General features: G+C 37.0%; 11 protein-coding genes and 2 pseudogenes. 6 read left to right on the top strand and 7 right to left on the bottom strand.

The features are described 5' to 3' along the window. The first annotated feature begins 6 nt into the window (after nt 1–6). The 4 genes from C7K43_RS03640 to yihA all read left to right on the top strand — a co-directional run bounded on the left by C7K43_RS03640 (nt 7) and on the right by yihA (nt 4,480). Nucleotides 7–945: a hypothetical protein gene (locus tag C7K43_RS03640; protein WP_124005611.1), complete on the top strand. Its 939-nt coding sequence runs from the start codon at nt 7–9 to the stop codon at nt 943–945. Between the two features lie 110 nt (nt 946–1,055). Beyond that, complete coding sequence (gene tig / locus C7K43_RS03635; RefSeq protein WP_124005610.1) at nt 1,056–2,339, top strand: trigger factor; 1,284 nt, start codon at nt 1,056–1,058, stop codon at nt 2,337–2,339. Nucleotides 2,340–2,575: 236 nt separating this feature from the next. After that, nucleotides 2,576–3,829 carry an ATP-dependent Clp protease ATP-binding subunit ClpX gene (clpX, locus tag C7K43_RS03630; protein ID WP_124005609.1) on the top strand — a complete coding sequence of 418 codons (1,254 nt, stop codon included), beginning with the start codon at nt 2,576–2,578 and terminating at the stop codon, nt 3,827–3,829. Between the two features lie 69 nt (nt 3,830–3,898). Then, complete coding sequence (yihA, locus tag C7K43_RS03625; protein WP_124005608.1) at nt 3,899–4,480, top strand: ribosome biogenesis GTP-binding protein YihA/YsxC; 582 nt, start codon at nt 3,899–3,901, stop codon at nt 4,478–4,480. A 255-nt stretch (nt 4,481–4,735) separates the two neighbouring features. On the opposite strand, the gene C7K43_RS13250 is transcribed toward yihA, so the two are convergent. From C7K43_RS13250 to C7K43_RS03600, 7 genes and pseudogenes are all read right to left on the bottom strand, one after another. Then, on the bottom strand, nt 4,736–4,888 hold the full coding sequence (locus C7K43_RS13250; protein WP_168711987.1) for an SPJ_0845 family protein: 153 nt from the start codon (nt 4,886–4,888) through the stop codon (nt 4,736–4,738). Between the two features lie 175 nt (nt 4,889–5,063). Further along, a pseudogene (locus tag C7K43_RS03620) lies at nt 5,064–6,476 on the bottom strand (PTS fructose transporter subunit IIC); the annotation flags it as partial. 80 nt (nt 6,477–6,556) lie between these two features. Then, nucleotides 6,557–6,995: pseudogene (locus C7K43_RS13730) on the bottom strand (PTS sugar transporter subunit IIA); the annotation flags it as partial. A 12-nt stretch (nt 6,996–7,007) separates the two neighbouring features. Beyond that, entirely contained in the window at nt 7,008–7,922 is a 915-nt protein-coding gene (gene pfkB, locus C7K43_RS03615; protein ID WP_124005606.1) for a 1-phosphofructokinase, read from the bottom strand. Continuing rightward, the gene (locus C7K43_RS03610) at nt 7,922–8,674 is read right to left on the bottom strand and encodes a DeoR/GlpR family DNA-binding transcription regulator (RefSeq protein ID WP_124005605.1); all 753 of its coding nucleotides are present in this window, start codon (nt 8,672–8,674) and stop codon (nt 7,922–7,924) included. Before C7K43_RS03610 ends, pfkB begins: the two co-directional genes overlap by 1 nt. A gap of 219 nt (nt 8,675–8,893) precedes the next feature. Then, on the bottom strand, nt 8,894–10,429 hold the full coding sequence (locus tag C7K43_RS03605) for a ClC family H(+)/Cl(-) exchange transporter (RefSeq protein ID WP_124005604.1): 1,536 nt from the start codon (nt 10,427–10,429) through the stop codon (nt 8,894–8,896). A gap of 80 nt (nt 10,430–10,509) precedes the next feature. Next, nucleotides 10,510–11,868: an IS4 family transposase gene (locus tag C7K43_RS03600; protein ID WP_094243264.1), complete on the bottom strand. Its 1,359-nt coding sequence runs from the start codon at nt 11,866–11,868 to the stop codon at nt 10,510–10,512. Between the two features lie 313 nt (nt 11,869–12,181). On the opposite strand from C7K43_RS03600, the gene pcrA reads away from it, so the two are divergent. Both pcrA and ligA read left to right on the top strand, forming a co-directional pair. Beyond that, nucleotides 12,182–14,428, top strand: a complete 2,247-nt coding sequence (gene pcrA / locus C7K43_RS13310; RefSeq protein WP_186810694.1) for a DNA helicase PcrA — start codon at nt 12,182–12,184, stop codon at nt 14,426–14,428. 15 nt (nt 14,429–14,443) lie between these two features. Next, a complete protein-coding gene (gene ligA, locus C7K43_RS13305) occupies nt 14,444–16,459 on the top strand; it encodes an NAD-dependent DNA ligase LigA (protein ID WP_186810693.1) in 2,016 nt (671 codons plus the stop codon). Nucleotides 16,460–16,486 lie beyond the last annotated feature (27 nt).

The raw sequence follows: 16,486 nt of genomic DNA, 5'->3' as shown, positions 1-16,486 counted from the left end.
GATAACATGGCAGATATCATTAACTTTCCCGATAAGGATGAACGATTGCTAGAAAATGGCAATAAGAATATGGAAGCCCAAGATTTTTTGGCCGCCAAAAATGATTTTAAAAAATTGTATCAACAAACGCCTACATTTTTTTATGCTAAAAAATTGGTTGCTGCACTGCAACATTTAGGTGATTATGCGGGGGCTTTGCAATTAGCAGATGATCATTTTACTGCTTTTATGAACGATAGCGAAGGTTTTACTGGATATTTTCATCTATTGCTTTTGGATACACAATTTTTAGCCGCTCATAAGTTGTTACAGTATAAAAATACAAGAAGAGAATTTCCACAATTAAAAGAAGAACTCAATCAACTAGAAAATGCTCAGACGCTGCTTTCAGCTGATCTTAAATCGGTTAAAAAGAAGCAACTTGACTATTTAGATAAAGTGCAGCAACCAATTAAGCCTCAAGACTGGCAAACATTGATCAAGGGCGTTTCCTTAGCTGATTTTTTAGCTATCTGTCAAGAATATTTACCCCACGTGCAAAATCCTTTTATACCACCTAAACTTATTGAAGAATTAGTGCAAGATGGTGCTCAAGGAGAAATTAATGTGGTGGGTAAAAAAATAAATCTGGCAGAATTGCCCTTACCAGAAGATACCGAAGTGTTGCATAAAACACTTGCAATAATTGAAGAAGAAGTGCAAGATAATCCGCAGTTAAAAATGTTAATTATCCCAGAAATTAAGGCGCATTTTGCCTTATTATATCCTTTTTTACCTAATGAAAATGAGGCAATAGATTGGGCGCAAAGCTACATTTTAGAATATAAAGAAATGTTCGGAGAAGATATTTCTACGGAAGAATGGAGCCATTATCAACAAATTCAAGCAAAAAAGGAAAAACTTCGACAAATTTACCAAAGTTTAGACGAAGACCATAGAAATTAAGGAAGTTTGCTTTTAAAATGTTTACAATTTAAAAGCGTTAGTGTACTATTTAAAGGTATGCATGAAACTATTTCATATGTAAATTTATTAATTAATTCGGAGGGAATTACATGACCGCAAAATGGGAAAAAACAGGCACCAATGATGGTGTATTGACATTTTCGATTGCACAAAATGAGATTCAAGAAGGTTTGACAAAAACATTTAATAAGGTAAAAAAAGATCTTAACATCCCGGGCTTTCGTAAAGGAAAGGTTTCCCGTACTGTCTTTAACCAAATGTATGGTGAAGAAGCTTTGTATGAAGATACCTTAAATGACCTTTTACCAAGTAACTATGAAGCAGCAGTAGAAGAAGCAGGTATTGAACCTGTATCTCAACCTAAAGTCGATGTTGAAAGCATGGAAAAAGGGGAAGATTGGGTTATTAAAGCTGAAGTAACAGTAAAACCTGAAGTAAAATTAGGTCAATATAAAGACTTAAAAGTTGACAAACAAGATCGTGAAGTAACTGATCAAGACGTTGAAGATCGTTTGCAACGTGGACAAGAACAACAAGCTGAAATGGTTATCAAAGAAGATGAACCGGCAGCTCAAGGCGATACTGTTGTGATCGATTTTGAAGGTTTCGTAGATGGCGAATCATTTGAAGGCGGCAAAGCAGAAAACCATTCACTTGAATTAGGTTCTAATTCATTCATTCCTGGTTTTGAAGAACAGTTAGTAGGCGCTAAAGCTGACGATAACTTAGATGTAACCGTCACTTTCCCAGAAGACTATCAAGCAGAAGATCTAGCTGGAAAAGAAGCAGTTTTTAAAGTAACTGTTCACGAAGTTAAAGAAAAAGAATTACCAGAACTAGATGACGAATTAGCAAAAGACTTAGATGACGAAGTGGAAACACTAGACGAACTAAGAGAAAAATATCGTAAAGAAATCAAAGAAAGTAAAGAAAAAGCAGCCCAAGACGCTGTAGAAGAATCAGCGATTAAACAAGCTGTTGACAATGCTGAAATTGTTGAATTACCAGATGTAATGATTCATGACGAAGTTCATCGCGCAATGGACGAATTCTTGAACAACATGCAACAACAGGGAATCAGTCCTGAAATGTACTATCAAATTACTGGTACCACTGAAGACGATTTGCATAAACAATTTGAAGGTGAAGCTGGTACCCGCGTGAAGACAAACTTAGTTATTGAAGCTATTGTCGACGCAGAAAACTTTGAAGCAACAGATGAAGAAATTTCATCTGAAGTAAAAGATTTAGCGGATTCTTATAACATGCCTGAAGCACAAGTTCGTTCTGTCTTGTCAGAAGATATGCTAAAACATGATATCAATATGAAAAAAGCGGTAGAACTTGTTACTACATCAGCAGTCGAAGAATAAAAGACTAAGATAAGTAATCGTTATGTGATATAAACGGTCTGCACATATTCTGCAGGCCGTTTTTCTTTAGGAAACCTTAATTTACAAGGCTGAAAACCTTTTTCTTTTATTTTAATTATGCTAAAATAATGAGAGGTTGTTTTTATTTAAACAACTGAACTTAAGCGACCATGGTCTGACAAAAGCTGTACCATGAAGATGAATGCTGACCAGCCGCTAAACAAGGAGTGAACACTATGTATGACAACACAAATACAAATCAACCGGTTCGCTGTTCTTTTTGTGGGAAAACTCAAGAAGAAGTGAGAAAGATTGTTGCCGGTCCGGGTGTTTACATTTGTGATGAATGTATTAATTTATGTAAAGATATTATTGATGAAGAATTTTATGAAGATGCGGATCATGAACTTACAGAAGTACCTACACCGCAAGAAATTTTAGATGCGCTAAATGAGTATGTTGTAGGTCAAGATCAAGCTAAAAAAGCATTATCAGTAGCCGTTTACAATCATTATAAACGGGTGAACGCTGATGTTTCTGAGGATGAAGACGAAGAAGACGTTGAATTACAAAAGAGTAATATCTGTTTAATCGGTCCGACTGGTTCTGGGAAAACCTTCTTAGCTCAAACGTTAGCAAGAACTTTAAACGTACCCTTTGCTATTGCAGATGCAACAAGTTTGACAGAAGCGGGTTATGTCGGCGAAGATGTGGAAAACATTTTGTTGAAGCTTTTACAATCTGCTGACAACAATGTAGAACAGGCTGAAAAGGGTATTATTTATATTGACGAAATCGATAAAATTGCGCGCAAAAGCGAAAATGTTTCGATCACTCGTGATGTATCTGGTGAAGGTGTGCAACAAGCACTATTGAAAATTTTAGAAGGTACTACAGCAAGTGTTCCGCCTCAAGGAGGACGCAAACATCCGCAACAAGAAATGATCCAAATTGATACGAGTAATATTTTATTTATTGTGGGTGGCGCTTTTGACGGTATTGATTCGATTGTCAAAAACCGCTTAGGTGAAAAAGCAATCGGTTTTGGCGCAAATAACCAAAAGATTTCAGACGAAGAAAGTGTTATGCAATATATTATCCCAGAAGACTTGCTAAACTTTGGTTTAATTCCTGAATTTATCGGACGCTTGCCGGTAACTGCAGCATTAGAAAAATTAACGCAAAATGATTTGGTACACATCTTAACCGAACCTAAAAATGCATTAGTTAAGCAATATAAGAAATTGTTAGCCTTAGACGATACTGATCTTGAGTTTGAAGAGGACGGGCTACGTGCAATTGCTAATAAAGCTATTGAGCGTGGTACAGGCGCACGAGGACTACGTTCGATCATTGAAGAAATCATGATGGATACGATGTTTAATGTTCCTTCAAAAGACTCAACTAAAAAAGTAGTTATTACTGAAGGTGCAGTAGACGGCACAGATACGCCAGAAATAACCTACGAAGAAGAGAAAAAAGCAGGTTAATGATATTGAGCCGGATAGAGTAACTATCTATCCGGTTTTCTTTCTAAAAAAATTAACCAGGAGGAAGCTATGAAAGTTCATTCAGCAGATATTGTTATTAGTGCTGTCGCAAAAAAACAGTATCCCAAATCGGCCTTACCTGAAATTGCATTAGCCGGGCGATCAAATGTTGGCAAATCATCGTTTGTTAATACGTTGATTGACCGTAAAAAATTAGCACGAACTTCTTCTAAGCCAGGAAGAACCCAGACGCTCAACTTTTATTTAATTGAAGACAAGTTTCATTTTGTTGATTTACCTGGTTACGGTTATGCTAAGGTATCTAAAAAAGAACGCGCGAAGTGGGGCGAAATGATTGAAGAGTATTTTGCTAACCGCAAGCAGCTACAAGCAGTTGTATCTTTAATTGATATGCGTCATGATCCTAGTGAAGGTGACATCCAAATGTATGATTTTTTGAAATACTATGGATTTCCCGTGATCTTAGTTGCAACAAAAGCTGATAAGGTCCCTAAAAATAAAAAAAATCAACAAGTTGAACGAATCAAAAAAGTTTTAAACTTTGATGAAAACGACGCATTTGTTGTCTTTTCAACTGTGACCAAGGAAGGTAAAGCAGAAGCTTGGGATGCAATTGAAGCATTTATTTAATTATATGAAAGAATATATATTAAAGTGATAAGACAGTACTTTTTTGCGAAGCGCTGTCTTATTTATTATGTTAGGAAAAATCGGAACAAACATTTAATAGTAAAAGAAGGGGCCAGTGAAAATAAAAATGTCTAATTAACAAACGTAAAACGTTCAGATTTACAAAGGACCTAAAGAAAGAACGTTAAAATAAAAAATTCCGATTGCAAACGATAAAAATATCGCACTGCTCGGAATTTTTTAAACGAACTATCTTTATTTATCTTGTTTAATTTTACTTTTGTCTTTTTTAGGTTCTGGATGTAAGAATCGTTCTAAATCTTGTTTTTCGTCTTTTTTATCTGGCAGAAAGGCAAGATCTTCAAATTTTTGATCTAGGATATTATCTTGTTTAATTTTTAAGCCCATAATACCACCTCCACTAGCAACATCTTATCATGAAAATAACAACATTTCACACAAAAAGAAATAATTTAATAACTATTTTAAAAAATGAATTTATTAGAAATAAAAAACGTTCCGAATAAAGCAGAAAGCAAAATCCACTATATTCGGAACATTTTAATTTAACTTCGATTATTTTTTAATCTTTAACTTTGTTTTTCAAAAGACCCATCATAACACCAGAAATGATCGCACCTATGATAACAAACAACAAGAAGTAAAATGGTCGGCTAATTAGTGCAATGACGAAGATCCCACCGTGAGGGGCCATTAGACGAATACCTAATGCACCAACTAAACCACCAGTTATTGCAGAACCAACCACAAAACTTGGAATTACACGCAATGGGTCAGCAGCAGTAAATGGAATTGCACCTTCAGTAACAAAGGAAGCTCCCATAACAACATTGGTCAAACCAGCTTCATTCTCTTGTGTAGTAAATTTATTTTTAAATAGACGAGTGGCTACAAAGATTGCCAATGGTGGAACCATACCGCCGGCCATAACTGCTGCCATGATTGGGCTTCCACCTTCAGTAACTGTAGTAGCAACAGTACTTGTACCAAATACATAAGCGGCTTTATTAAAAGGTCCGCCTAAGTCAATTGCCATCATTCCGGCTAATATTGCACCCAATAGGGCAGCGTTTGCTCCGCTTAAGTTCAATAAGAAGTTATTCAATCCTTGATTGAGCGCTCCAATTGGAACGTTGAGTAAAAGCATAAGAAATCCGGTAATTAAAAGTCCAAAGAGAGGGAAGAATAAGATTGTTTTAATTCCATCTAATGATTTTGGTAGTCCTTTTAATACTTTACGTAAGAATGTGATTACATAACCACCAACAAAACCGCCGATTAAAGCGCCGATAAAACCAGCACCACCTTGTTCAGCAATAGCACCAGCCGCAAAACCAGTTACCAGTCCTGGACGATCACTAATACTCATCGCAATGAATCCAGCTAAAACAGGAAGCATAAAGCCAAACGCAGCATTACCGATTTGGTTGAACCAATCTGCCACTTGGTTGTAATTACCTAACTGGTCAAGTGCATCATGGGGAACTCCCATCCATTGGTCAATCATAAAGGATAGAGCAACCATAATCCCGCCGGCAACTACAAACGGCAACATATGTGAGACGCCATTCATCAAATCTTTATAGATTTTTTGGCCAGTTGATTCTTTTTCGCCTTCTGAACTATCTTGAGCATCACTTGCTTCATTGTCACTTCCATGATAGATAGATGCATTTGAGCTTAATGCTTTATTGATTAGTTCTTCTGGTTTACGGATACCATCGCTTACTGCACGACTGATTAAAGGCTTACCATCAAAACGATTCATTGAAACGTTTGTGTCAGCAGCAATAACTACGCCATTTGCTCGAGCGATATCTTCTGAAGTCAAACGATGTTTAACACCTTCGGAACCATTCGTTTCAACTTTGATGTCAACGCCCATTTCTTTGGCTTGGTTTTTCAACGAATCTTCTGCCATATAAGTATGAGCAATTCCCGTCGGACATGCTGTTACTGCAACGATGAACGGACGATCAGCTGTTTCAGTAGTTTCTGAAGAAGTTTCAGCCGTTTGTTCTTCATCTTCATCATCGTCGTCTTGTTCCACTTGTTCGAAAGCTGCCTGCACATCTTCAGGTGTTTGGGCTTCTTTTAATTGTGCTACAAAGTCTTGATTGACTAATTGGCGTGATAACGCAGCTAAAGCTTGCAAGTGTGTATTATCGGCACCTTCAGGAGCAGCAATCATAAAGAATAGGTAAGTGGGTTGACCATCTAGAGATTCATAATCAACTCCTTGTTCACTTTTAGCAAATAGGACCGTTGCTTCTTTTACCGCATCATTTTTGGCGTGGGGCATAGCGATTCCATCGCCTAAACCAGTAGAAGTTTCCTCTTCACGGGCTAAAATCCCGTCTTTAAATTTGTCGATCTCGCTAATTCTGCCGACATTATAAAGCTTTTGTACCATTTCATCGATCGCGCCTTTTTTATCTGACGCTTGAAGATCCATGATCATGGCTTCTTTGATCAATAAGTCATTGATATTCATTCTGTAAACCTCCTATATTTTTTTAACTGTTACTTCTGGTAATAGTTCTTTAATAAACGCTTCAGTTGCTAAATCATCTGAAAAGGTAGTGGCACTACCACAAGCAACTCCCCATTTAAAAGCATCTAAAGGATCTTTTGTTTGAGAGAAGTTTCCAATAAACCCAGCAATCATGGAATCGCCTGCGCCAACCGAATTTTTCACTTCATGTTTTAAAACATTCGATAGGTAAGTACCCTCTTGTGTAATTAATAAAGCACCATCACCTGCCATTGAGATAAGAACATTTTTAACGCCATCGTTGAGCAGTTTTTTTCCATGAGTGACAATGTCGTCTAAGGAATGAAAGGTGGTATGATAAAGCTCTGCTAATTCGTGATTATTCGGTTTTACTAATAAAGGCTTTTCAGGTAGTGCAGCCAATAGATCGTCGCCTGTTGTATCGATCACAAATTCAGCGCCATTTTCTTTAATAATATGAATTAGTTCTTGATAAAAACCTTTCCTTAAACCACCCGGAGTACTGCCGGACAAAACCACAATATCATCACTAGTAATAAGTTCAGATAGAGTGAATTTCAAACGATTGATTTCATCTTCGCTTAAAATAGGACCTAATCCATTGATTTCTGTTTCTTCTTCAGCTTTTAGCTTAACGTTAATCCGAGTGTCCTGTTCAACTCTGGTAAATTGACTATGAATACCTTCTTCGAGCAACCATTTTTCAATAAAATCGCCAGTAAAACCACCTAAAAAACCAAGAGCATAAGAGGGCGCACCTATCCGTTGTAAAATACGGGAGACATTAATCCCTTTACCACCAGGAAGTTTAAAATCTTCAGTCATGCGATTAACATCACCGATTTCTAAATGCCCTACATGAACAATATAATCGATCGAAGGATTTAGTGTTAACGTATATATCATTACTTGACCTCCTTTAGAGTTGTTTGGTCTTGAAAATTCTTTATGAACTTTTGCGGACAACTATCGGTAATGATCGTAGCCGTTTTTAAAGGAGCAACTTGAGCAAATGCAATTTGCTGTAATTTAGAGTGGTCAATTAACACATAGTTTTGTTGACTTTGTTTCATTGCCCATTTTTTAACTGCTGCTTCTTCTGGATCTGGCGTAGTAAAGCCAGCTTCTAGCTCGGCACCGTTCATTCCTAAAAAAGCTTTACTAAAACGTAATTCACGCAATTGCTGAATAGCTGTAGCACCCAGTGTTGCATTTGTCGATAATTTAATCATGCCACCTAAAATAATGGTTTCAATCTGACGATCGATTAAAAGAGAGGCATGCTTTACCGAATTAGTCACGACTTTGATCGCTAAATTTTGCGGAATGAACTGAATCATTTCAATGGTTGTTGTTCCGGCATCAAGATAGACTACATCTTCTGTATCTAACAAGGAAGCACAAAACTTTGCGACTTGTACTTTTTGCTGATGAAATTTTTCTTCCTTTTCTGCCATTGTGGCTTCAAAACTGAGGTGCGGCATTTTCTTAGCTCCGCCATGAATACGCGCAAGCATTCCTTGTTCTTCAAGGTTTTTCAGATCACGACGAATGGTCGACTCCGAAGCTTTGAGCGGTTTCATAAGTTCGCTTATCGTCACAATGTCATTTTCAGTCAGAAAATCTAAAATAAGTTGATGTCTCTTTTCTGTAAGCATTTCCAACCAATCCTTCCGAACCTATTCTATCATGAGTTTTTTTCAATATCAATCAAAATCGTGCATAAACAGTCAAATTCACAGCTGAGCAAAGACTGGACTCAAATAAGAAAAGAAAAACCTAAATATATTAACATTTTCTACAACATATAAAGCATAAAGCAGAAAATACCAATATATTCAGGCAGCTATTAAAAAAGTTGGAAAGTAAATGACTTCCTATTTTATCAATGTCTTTTTCCTTAATTCTTTTCGTACAGCAGTTGCATGGTTAGCATCGGTTAATATCAAAAGGGTATCGTCCATTTTTAAAATCGTATCGCCATGGGGCAAAATATCTTGTTCGTTTCTTTGGATAGTGACCAGCAACGTTTCTTCTGGCCAAACAAAATCTCGGATAGGCATGCCATCTAAGATACTTTCTGCAGTGACAGGAAATTCGATAACGATCTTTTCATTGGTGTTAGCAATTTTTTTATAGGAAACTAAACGATCAAGCAAAGATTCATAGATAGGATGACCGCCCAACGAATCAACCACAATATAAGCGACAAGAGAGACAAAACCTAAGGGCATTAGATGATTAATGGAACCTACCATTTCAGTTACCAGGATGATGGCTGTAAGTGGTGCTTTTCCGATAGCAGTAAAATAGCCGGCCATTGCAACAATAATAAAGTTTTTTAAATAATAACTTTCAAGTCCTAAAAATTCAATCGAAAATAATCCAAATAGTGCTCCTAAGATGGCTCCCAATGATAAAATAGGTAAAAAAATTCCGCCAGGGAGATTCGACCCATAAGAAATCATGGAAAAAAGATAACGAAGTAAAAATAGCAATAACAGTAAATAAAGCGAATAGCCATTTTCTTCTAAACTTAAAATGATTTGATTGCCGCCACCTAAAAGATGGGGAAAATAAAAGCCAATGGGGATTACTAATAAAAAAGGCACCAGTCCGTACAAGTAAGAAGGAATCGCTAGTTTATTAAACCACTTTGGCAGATCTAATAAATTTTTTTGATACATTCTACCTAATACTCCTAAAAGAAGTCCCATTATAAGTAGTAATCCGTAATGTTTTAAAGGCAAATCGTACATGTGTCCTAAATACAAAACAGGTTGTAAGCCAAAAATATATAGTGAGATGAAATTAGCGATAATTGCTGAAACTAAAGAAGTCAAGCAGATAAGCGGGGAAAATGTATGGTGGATTTCTTCAACAATAAATAATACCGCTGCGATAGGCGCGTTAAAAGCTGCCGCCAATCCTGCACTAGCACCACTAGAGATTAAGATTTTTTGTTCATATTTAGGAGATTGATAAGCGCTACTTAATCCTTGCCCGACAGAAGCGCCCAACTGGATGGAAGGTCCTTCACGTCCTAAAAATAAGCCAGAACCAACTGAAAGAATTCCGCCAATAAATTTGCGCCATAGGACTGGAAACCAACGATAGTGGACTTCTTCTTGTAATACCCCTTCAACTTGCGGTATCCCACTGCCAGAGATATGAGGTTGTGCTTTAATCAGGTAGCCAACAAAAATAGCTACAAAAACAGAGAGAATGACCCAAAAAATTAGCCAAAGCGGTTCTCTTTGTGCAAAAAGATAAAAATCTTGAACGTATTCTGTCATTTTTTCTATTGTTAATCGAAAAATGCTGACAAGAATACCAGAAATGATCCCAACAATTCCTCCTTTTAAAATAAAGTATAATCTTGTTTGATCTATTTTATGTAATTTCTTAATCATTTTTTCACCTTCATGAATAGTTTACCACGGTTTTCAATGAAGAACAATGGATTTTTTGCTACAGAATTTAAATAAATAACTCAAGTTTCGCACACCAAATCTGGGAGATAAGCCTTGATATAACGGGGCAGAGTATCCACCCAGTGTTGGAGTTGACTTGTAATAAAATCTTGTAATTGGCTTCCTGATTCTTCGCTTACCGCTTGAATAATATGTACTAATTCGATAAGAGCAGCGGACCAATCGAGTTCTTTTATTTGATCGCCCAGTTCATAAAATAAGCCACCTAAGGTCCGCTCATCATTGGCACAGCGCTGCTGCCAGCTTAATAAAATATACCGTGTGAACACAATGGTGGTGTGACAAATTAAGGCTTGATAATGTCGCGTTTGTGTTTCTTTAGTCAGATGAAGCAATGATTTCGATGCCTTAAAAAATGTCTCGATGTCCCATCTCGCCGAGTATGTTTTGACCATTTCTTGGGAAGATAAATCCAGATCATCGGTCATAATCGCCAACCAAGCACTTTTCTTATTGTGATTTTTGACAAAAACGATTTTCACGGGATTTTTGCCGGAGCTTGGTTTCACCACAATCGAGGAAATAATCGCTTCTTGTGTATATTCTTTCGTAGATTTGGCATAAAGTTCTTCCAGCTTGTATAAACGTTGATGAAAAAGGTATTTGGTTTTTCCATTTTTCACCATCCCAATGGTGTGAATCCCCATATCGTGTAATTGGTCTATCATTTTAGGGGAAGTAAACCATTTATCCATCAACACATGGGTGGCGTAAATCCCTTGGTTCAAGGCGCGTTGAACCATCTCAAGTGCCACTTCGGGCATTTTACGACTTGATTCGTTGAATCGTTTGGCTCCTACGGTTCGTTGATCTTTTTCTGCTATTGTTTGGTTCACTTTTTTCTTACCGGATAGTAACCCGAAATCAATCGGAATGAAAGAATAGCCATCGGAGAACCCTAAAGTAAGCATACGATACCCTTTGTATCCTTGTTTGAGCGCATGATCCCAAAGACGAGCTAAGCCTGGTACCTCTTGGCTTCGATTACGATAAAACGTCGAATCATCCAAGATCAACGTCCGAATATGGGTTTTCGTATCCGTTAAAGAATGGAGCTTTTCGATGACAGACGCACTAAACCGAAGTAAAAACAGACGCCAGTTGTTATGGGGATTGTTCATCCATCGATACACGGTATCTTTTTTCATGTATTGGTCGCTTTCCCGCCCACTGAGAACTTGGTTTAAGGATTTTCCTTTAAAGACGAGGCTAAAGAGAAAAGTGAATAGAATAGCCACCGAATACCCTTTTTGCTTTTCCATATGGGCTTGTTTTAAAAATTGCGTGACTTTTAATTCAGAAAAAAGGGCTTTTATTTCATTCGGTAATTGATTTTTAATAGCTTTTAAGTGTACCATAAAGGCAAGAACTCCTTTGTTTTTGGTTTGTGGTTAAATCAATTATAAAACAAAAGGAGTTCTTTTTGTATAAAAAGGTAGGCAGTCAATATCAGGACTTTTTTCGACCTAAGAGTTGATAAGACCGTTGTTTAATATCATTTTACATGTGCGAAACTTGAGTAAATAATTGAAATACAGCGAAGTTTTAATAGTATTATCGTAAAAATAAAAACTTGTGATTCTGATGTTTAGTGGTTCAGTTTGTTCGGTTTATTGGAAGGAAAGAACGTGCTATAATTAAAAGGATTGAAAAAGAAAGGGTGTTTATTTAATGCCATCCCAAAAAGAATTATTAGCAAATATGAATCAAAGACAAGCAGAAGCCATCACGACTACAGAAGGTCCATTACTTTTAATGGCCGGCGCTGGCAGTGGAAAAACACGCGTATTAACCCATCGCATTGCTTTTTTAATTGAAGAAAAAAGTGTGAATCCTTGGAATATTTTGGCGATCACTTTTACCAATAAAGCAGCTAAAGAAATGAAAGGACGGGTTAGAGAGCTGTTGGGCAAACAAGCAGAAGATATTTGGGTGTCCACCTTTCATTCAATGTGTGTCCGGATTTTACGCAGAGACGTTGAGCAAATCGGTTATTCGCAAAATTTTACTATCATTGATGCAGCAGAACAACGGACGTTAATGAAAAATGTCTTGAAAATGCTCAATATTGATCCTAAGAAATACGATCCACGTGCAATCTTAGGAAATATTTCCAATGCCAAAAACGCCTTACTTACTCCAGAAGACTATCAGAAAATGCAAGGCAGTTATTTTGAAGAAATCGTGGGGCGCTGTTATGAAGTTTACCAAAAAGAATTGCATAAAAACCAATGCATGGATTTTGATGATCTGATAATGAATACTATTACGTTATTTGACAAGAGTCCCGAAGTCTTACAATTTTATCAAAATAAGTTTCAATATATCCATGTGGATGAATATCAAGATACGAATCATGCCCAATATATTCTAGTTAACCTTTTAGCTAAACGTTTGAAAAACCTTTGCGTAGTAGGCGATGCTGACCAAAGTATTTATGGTTGGCGAGGGGCAGATATGCAAAATATTTTAGACTTTGAAAAAGACTACCCTGAAGCGCAAACGATCCTTTTAGAACAAAACTACCGTTCTACGCAGAATATTTTACAGGCTGCCAATCAAGTCATCACAAATAATCAAAATCGTAAGGATAAAAACTTATGGACTGATAATACAGCAGGTCAAGCCATTACTTATTATCGTGGAGATTCTGAACGAGATGAAGCTCAGTTTATTATAGAAAACATCCAACAAACAATGGAAGCAGAAGGGAAAAAATATGGCGATTTTGCAGTCCTATACCGCACGAATGCACAGTCGCGGGTAGTCGAAGAAATGCTACTAAAGGCCAATATTCCTTATACCATGGTCGGTGGTCATAAATTCTACGATCGTAAAGAAATTAAAGACATTTTAGCTTACTTAAACGCGATTGCTAATCCTGCTGACTCGCTAAGTTTAGCGCGTATTATTAATGTACCTAAACGTGGAATTGGCCCTGGAACGATGGAAAAATTAAGTGATTTTGCTGACTTTAACGGCATGCCGCTTTTGGAAGCAACAGAAAATGTTGAGTTATCAAATATAAGTGGCAAAGTAATGAAAAAATTGAAAGCTTTCGGCGATATGATGGTTGATTTCCATCAAATGATTCCTTATCTATCAATGACTGAGCTGACTGAAGAGGTACTGCAAAAAAGCGGCTATTATGATGAATTAAAAGCTCAAGACACCTTAGAAGCTCAAGCACGTCTGGAAAACTTGGACGAGTTTCTAACAGTTACACAAGATTTTGATAAACAATATGACAATTTAGCCGATGAAGAAAAAGAAGCCCCTGAAAACAAATTAACGGTCTTTCTTAATGATTTATCTTTATTATCTGATGTTGATCAATACGAAGAAGAAAGCTCAGAAGTCACTTTGATGACCTTACATGCAGCAAAAGGCTTAGAATTTCCGGTCGTTTTTTTGATTGGGATGGAAGAAAATATTTTCCCACTTTCCCGTGCTTTAATGGAAGAAAGTGAACTGGAAGAAGAGCGGCGCTTAGCTTATGTAGGGATTACACGTGCAGAAGAAAAATTATATCTAACGAACGCTTTTTCCAGGATGCTGTACGGTAAAACGCAATATAATCATCCTTCTCGTTTTGTCGAAGAAATCGACTCAGAATTATTGACCTCTGATCATCCAGTAGTTTACAAGAACCAACGAATTTCGGGAAACCGCGAAAGTAGTAATCGGTTGGCAACTAAAAAGGATAACGGAAGTAAAACTGTCTCTTCCAAACGACCTGCAGCTGCTGAAATTAAAGATTGGCAGATTGGAGATAAAGCAAAACATAAAAAATGGGGTATGGGGACTGTAGTAAAAGTCAGTGGCGACCAACGGGATATAGAACTCGATATTGCTTTTCCAAACATGGGAATTAAACGGTTTTTGGCAGCTTTTGCGCCAATTGAAAAAGTAGAATAAAGGAGGTAAACCAAAGTGGTCGAAGAGTCAGTTGTTAACAGAGCACGAGAACTAAGAGAACAATTGAACCAATATTCTTATGAATACTATGTAAAAGATGCACCTAGTGTTGAAGACTTTGTCTACGATTCTTTATACCAAGAACTGGTTGAAATTGAAAACAAGCATCCTGAATTAGTTGCTGAAGATTCTCCTACACAACGGGTAGGTGGTCCTGTACTTGAAGGATTTAAAAAAGTTGTCCATGATGTCCCTTTGTATAGTTTGAACGATGTTTTTAATAAAGAAGACATTACTGCATTTGATCAACGTGTACAAAAAGCTTTAGGGCATCAAGTTACTTATACATGTGAACTAAAAATTGATGGGCTCTCTATTTCTTTGCGTTATGAAGATGGGAAATTAGTACAAGGGGCAACTCGAGGTGATGGTTCAGTGGGAGAAGACATTACCGAAAATCTCAAAACTGTCCGCTCAATCCCATTAAAATTAAAAAAATCAGTGACCCTCGAAGCTCGAGGAGAGTGCTACATGCCCAAAAGATCTTTTATGCGTTTAAATCAACAAAGAGAAGAAGAAGGGCAAGATGTCTTTGCAAACCCTAGAAACGCTGCGGCTGGAAGTTTACGACAATTAGACTCCAAAGTGACCGCCAAGCGTAATCTAAGTACCTTTTTATATTCAGTTGCTGATACCGCTCCTTTGGATTCATCCTCGCAATTTGATGCTTTACAAGAACTAGAAGATTTAGGCTTTCAAACAAACCAAGAACGTAGACTGTGCCATTCAATTGATGAAGTTTGGGATTATATTGCAGAATTTCAAGAAAAACGAACGGATTTATCTTATGAAATTGACGGTGTAGTGATTAAAGTGAATACTTTTGAGCAACAAGAAGACTTAGGCTATACTGTTAAAGCACCGCGTTGGGCAATCGCATATAAATTTCCGCCAGAAGAGGCTCAAACAGTGGTTAAAGATATTGAATGGACGATTGGGCGTACTGGCGTTTTAACGCCTACTGCGGTTATGGATCCAGTAAAAGTAGCAGGAACGACGGTAAGTCGCGCTAGCTTGCATAATGATGATTATATTCAGGAAAAAGACATTCGGATAAACGACAAAGTGGTGATTTATAAAGCTGGTGATATTATTCCGGAAGTATCGCATGTGATTTTTGAAGAGCGTAGTGACGAAAGCGAACCTTACCATGCACCAGAAAATTGTCCAATCTGTGGTAGTCATTTGGTTCATTTAGATGAAGAAGTCGCTTTGCGTTGTATTAATCCGAAATGCCCAGCCCAAATCAAAGAAGGACTTAACCACTTTGTTTCAAGAAATGCGATGAATATCGATGGTTTAGGCCCACGAATATTAAATCAGATGTATGAAAAAGGCTTAGTTAAAGATGTGGCAGATTTATATTATCTGAAACAAGATGATTTGCTAACGCTTGATAAGATCAAAGAAAAATCGGCCAATAACATATTAACTGCTATTTCTGAAAGTAAAGGGCGCTCCAGTGACCGCTTAGTCTTTGGATTAGGCATTTGGCATGTAGGCGGCAAAGCAGCTAAAATTTTACTTGAACATTTTAAAACGGTTCATGCTTTAAAAAAAGCTTCAGCTGAAGAGATTAACTCACTTTATACTCTTGGACAGACGATCGCAGACAGCGTAGTTACTTATTTTTCTAAAAAAGAAGTGCATGAATTGCTTACTAAATTAGAAAAAGCGGGCGTTAATTTTGATTACTTAGGAAAGACATCTAGCGAAATGGAAAAAATCGAATCTCCTTTTAAAGATAAGACGGTGGTTTTAACGGGTAAATTAAATCGTTATACACGGCCCGAAGCTAAAAATCAAATTGAAGGTCTAGGTGGCAAAGTAACTGGCAGTGTCTCTCAAAGTACAGATATCGTTGTAGCTGGCGAAGATGCCGGTAGTAAATTAAGCAAAGCACAAGAGCTAGGTGTTACGGTATGGAATGAAGATCAAATGATTGAGGCATTTGAGAACAGTTCTGTATAAGTAAAAAAATAAATAACAAATCTAAAA

Origin of the sequence: Tetragenococcus koreensis (assembly GCF_003795145.1) — a bacterium.
Taxonomy (GTDB): domain Bacteria; phylum Bacillota; class Bacilli; order Lactobacillales; family Enterococcaceae; genus Tetragenococcus; species Tetragenococcus koreensis.
The sequence above is the reverse complement of the archived record's forward strand: the minus strand, read 5'-3'. Positions and strand labels throughout refer to the sequence as shown.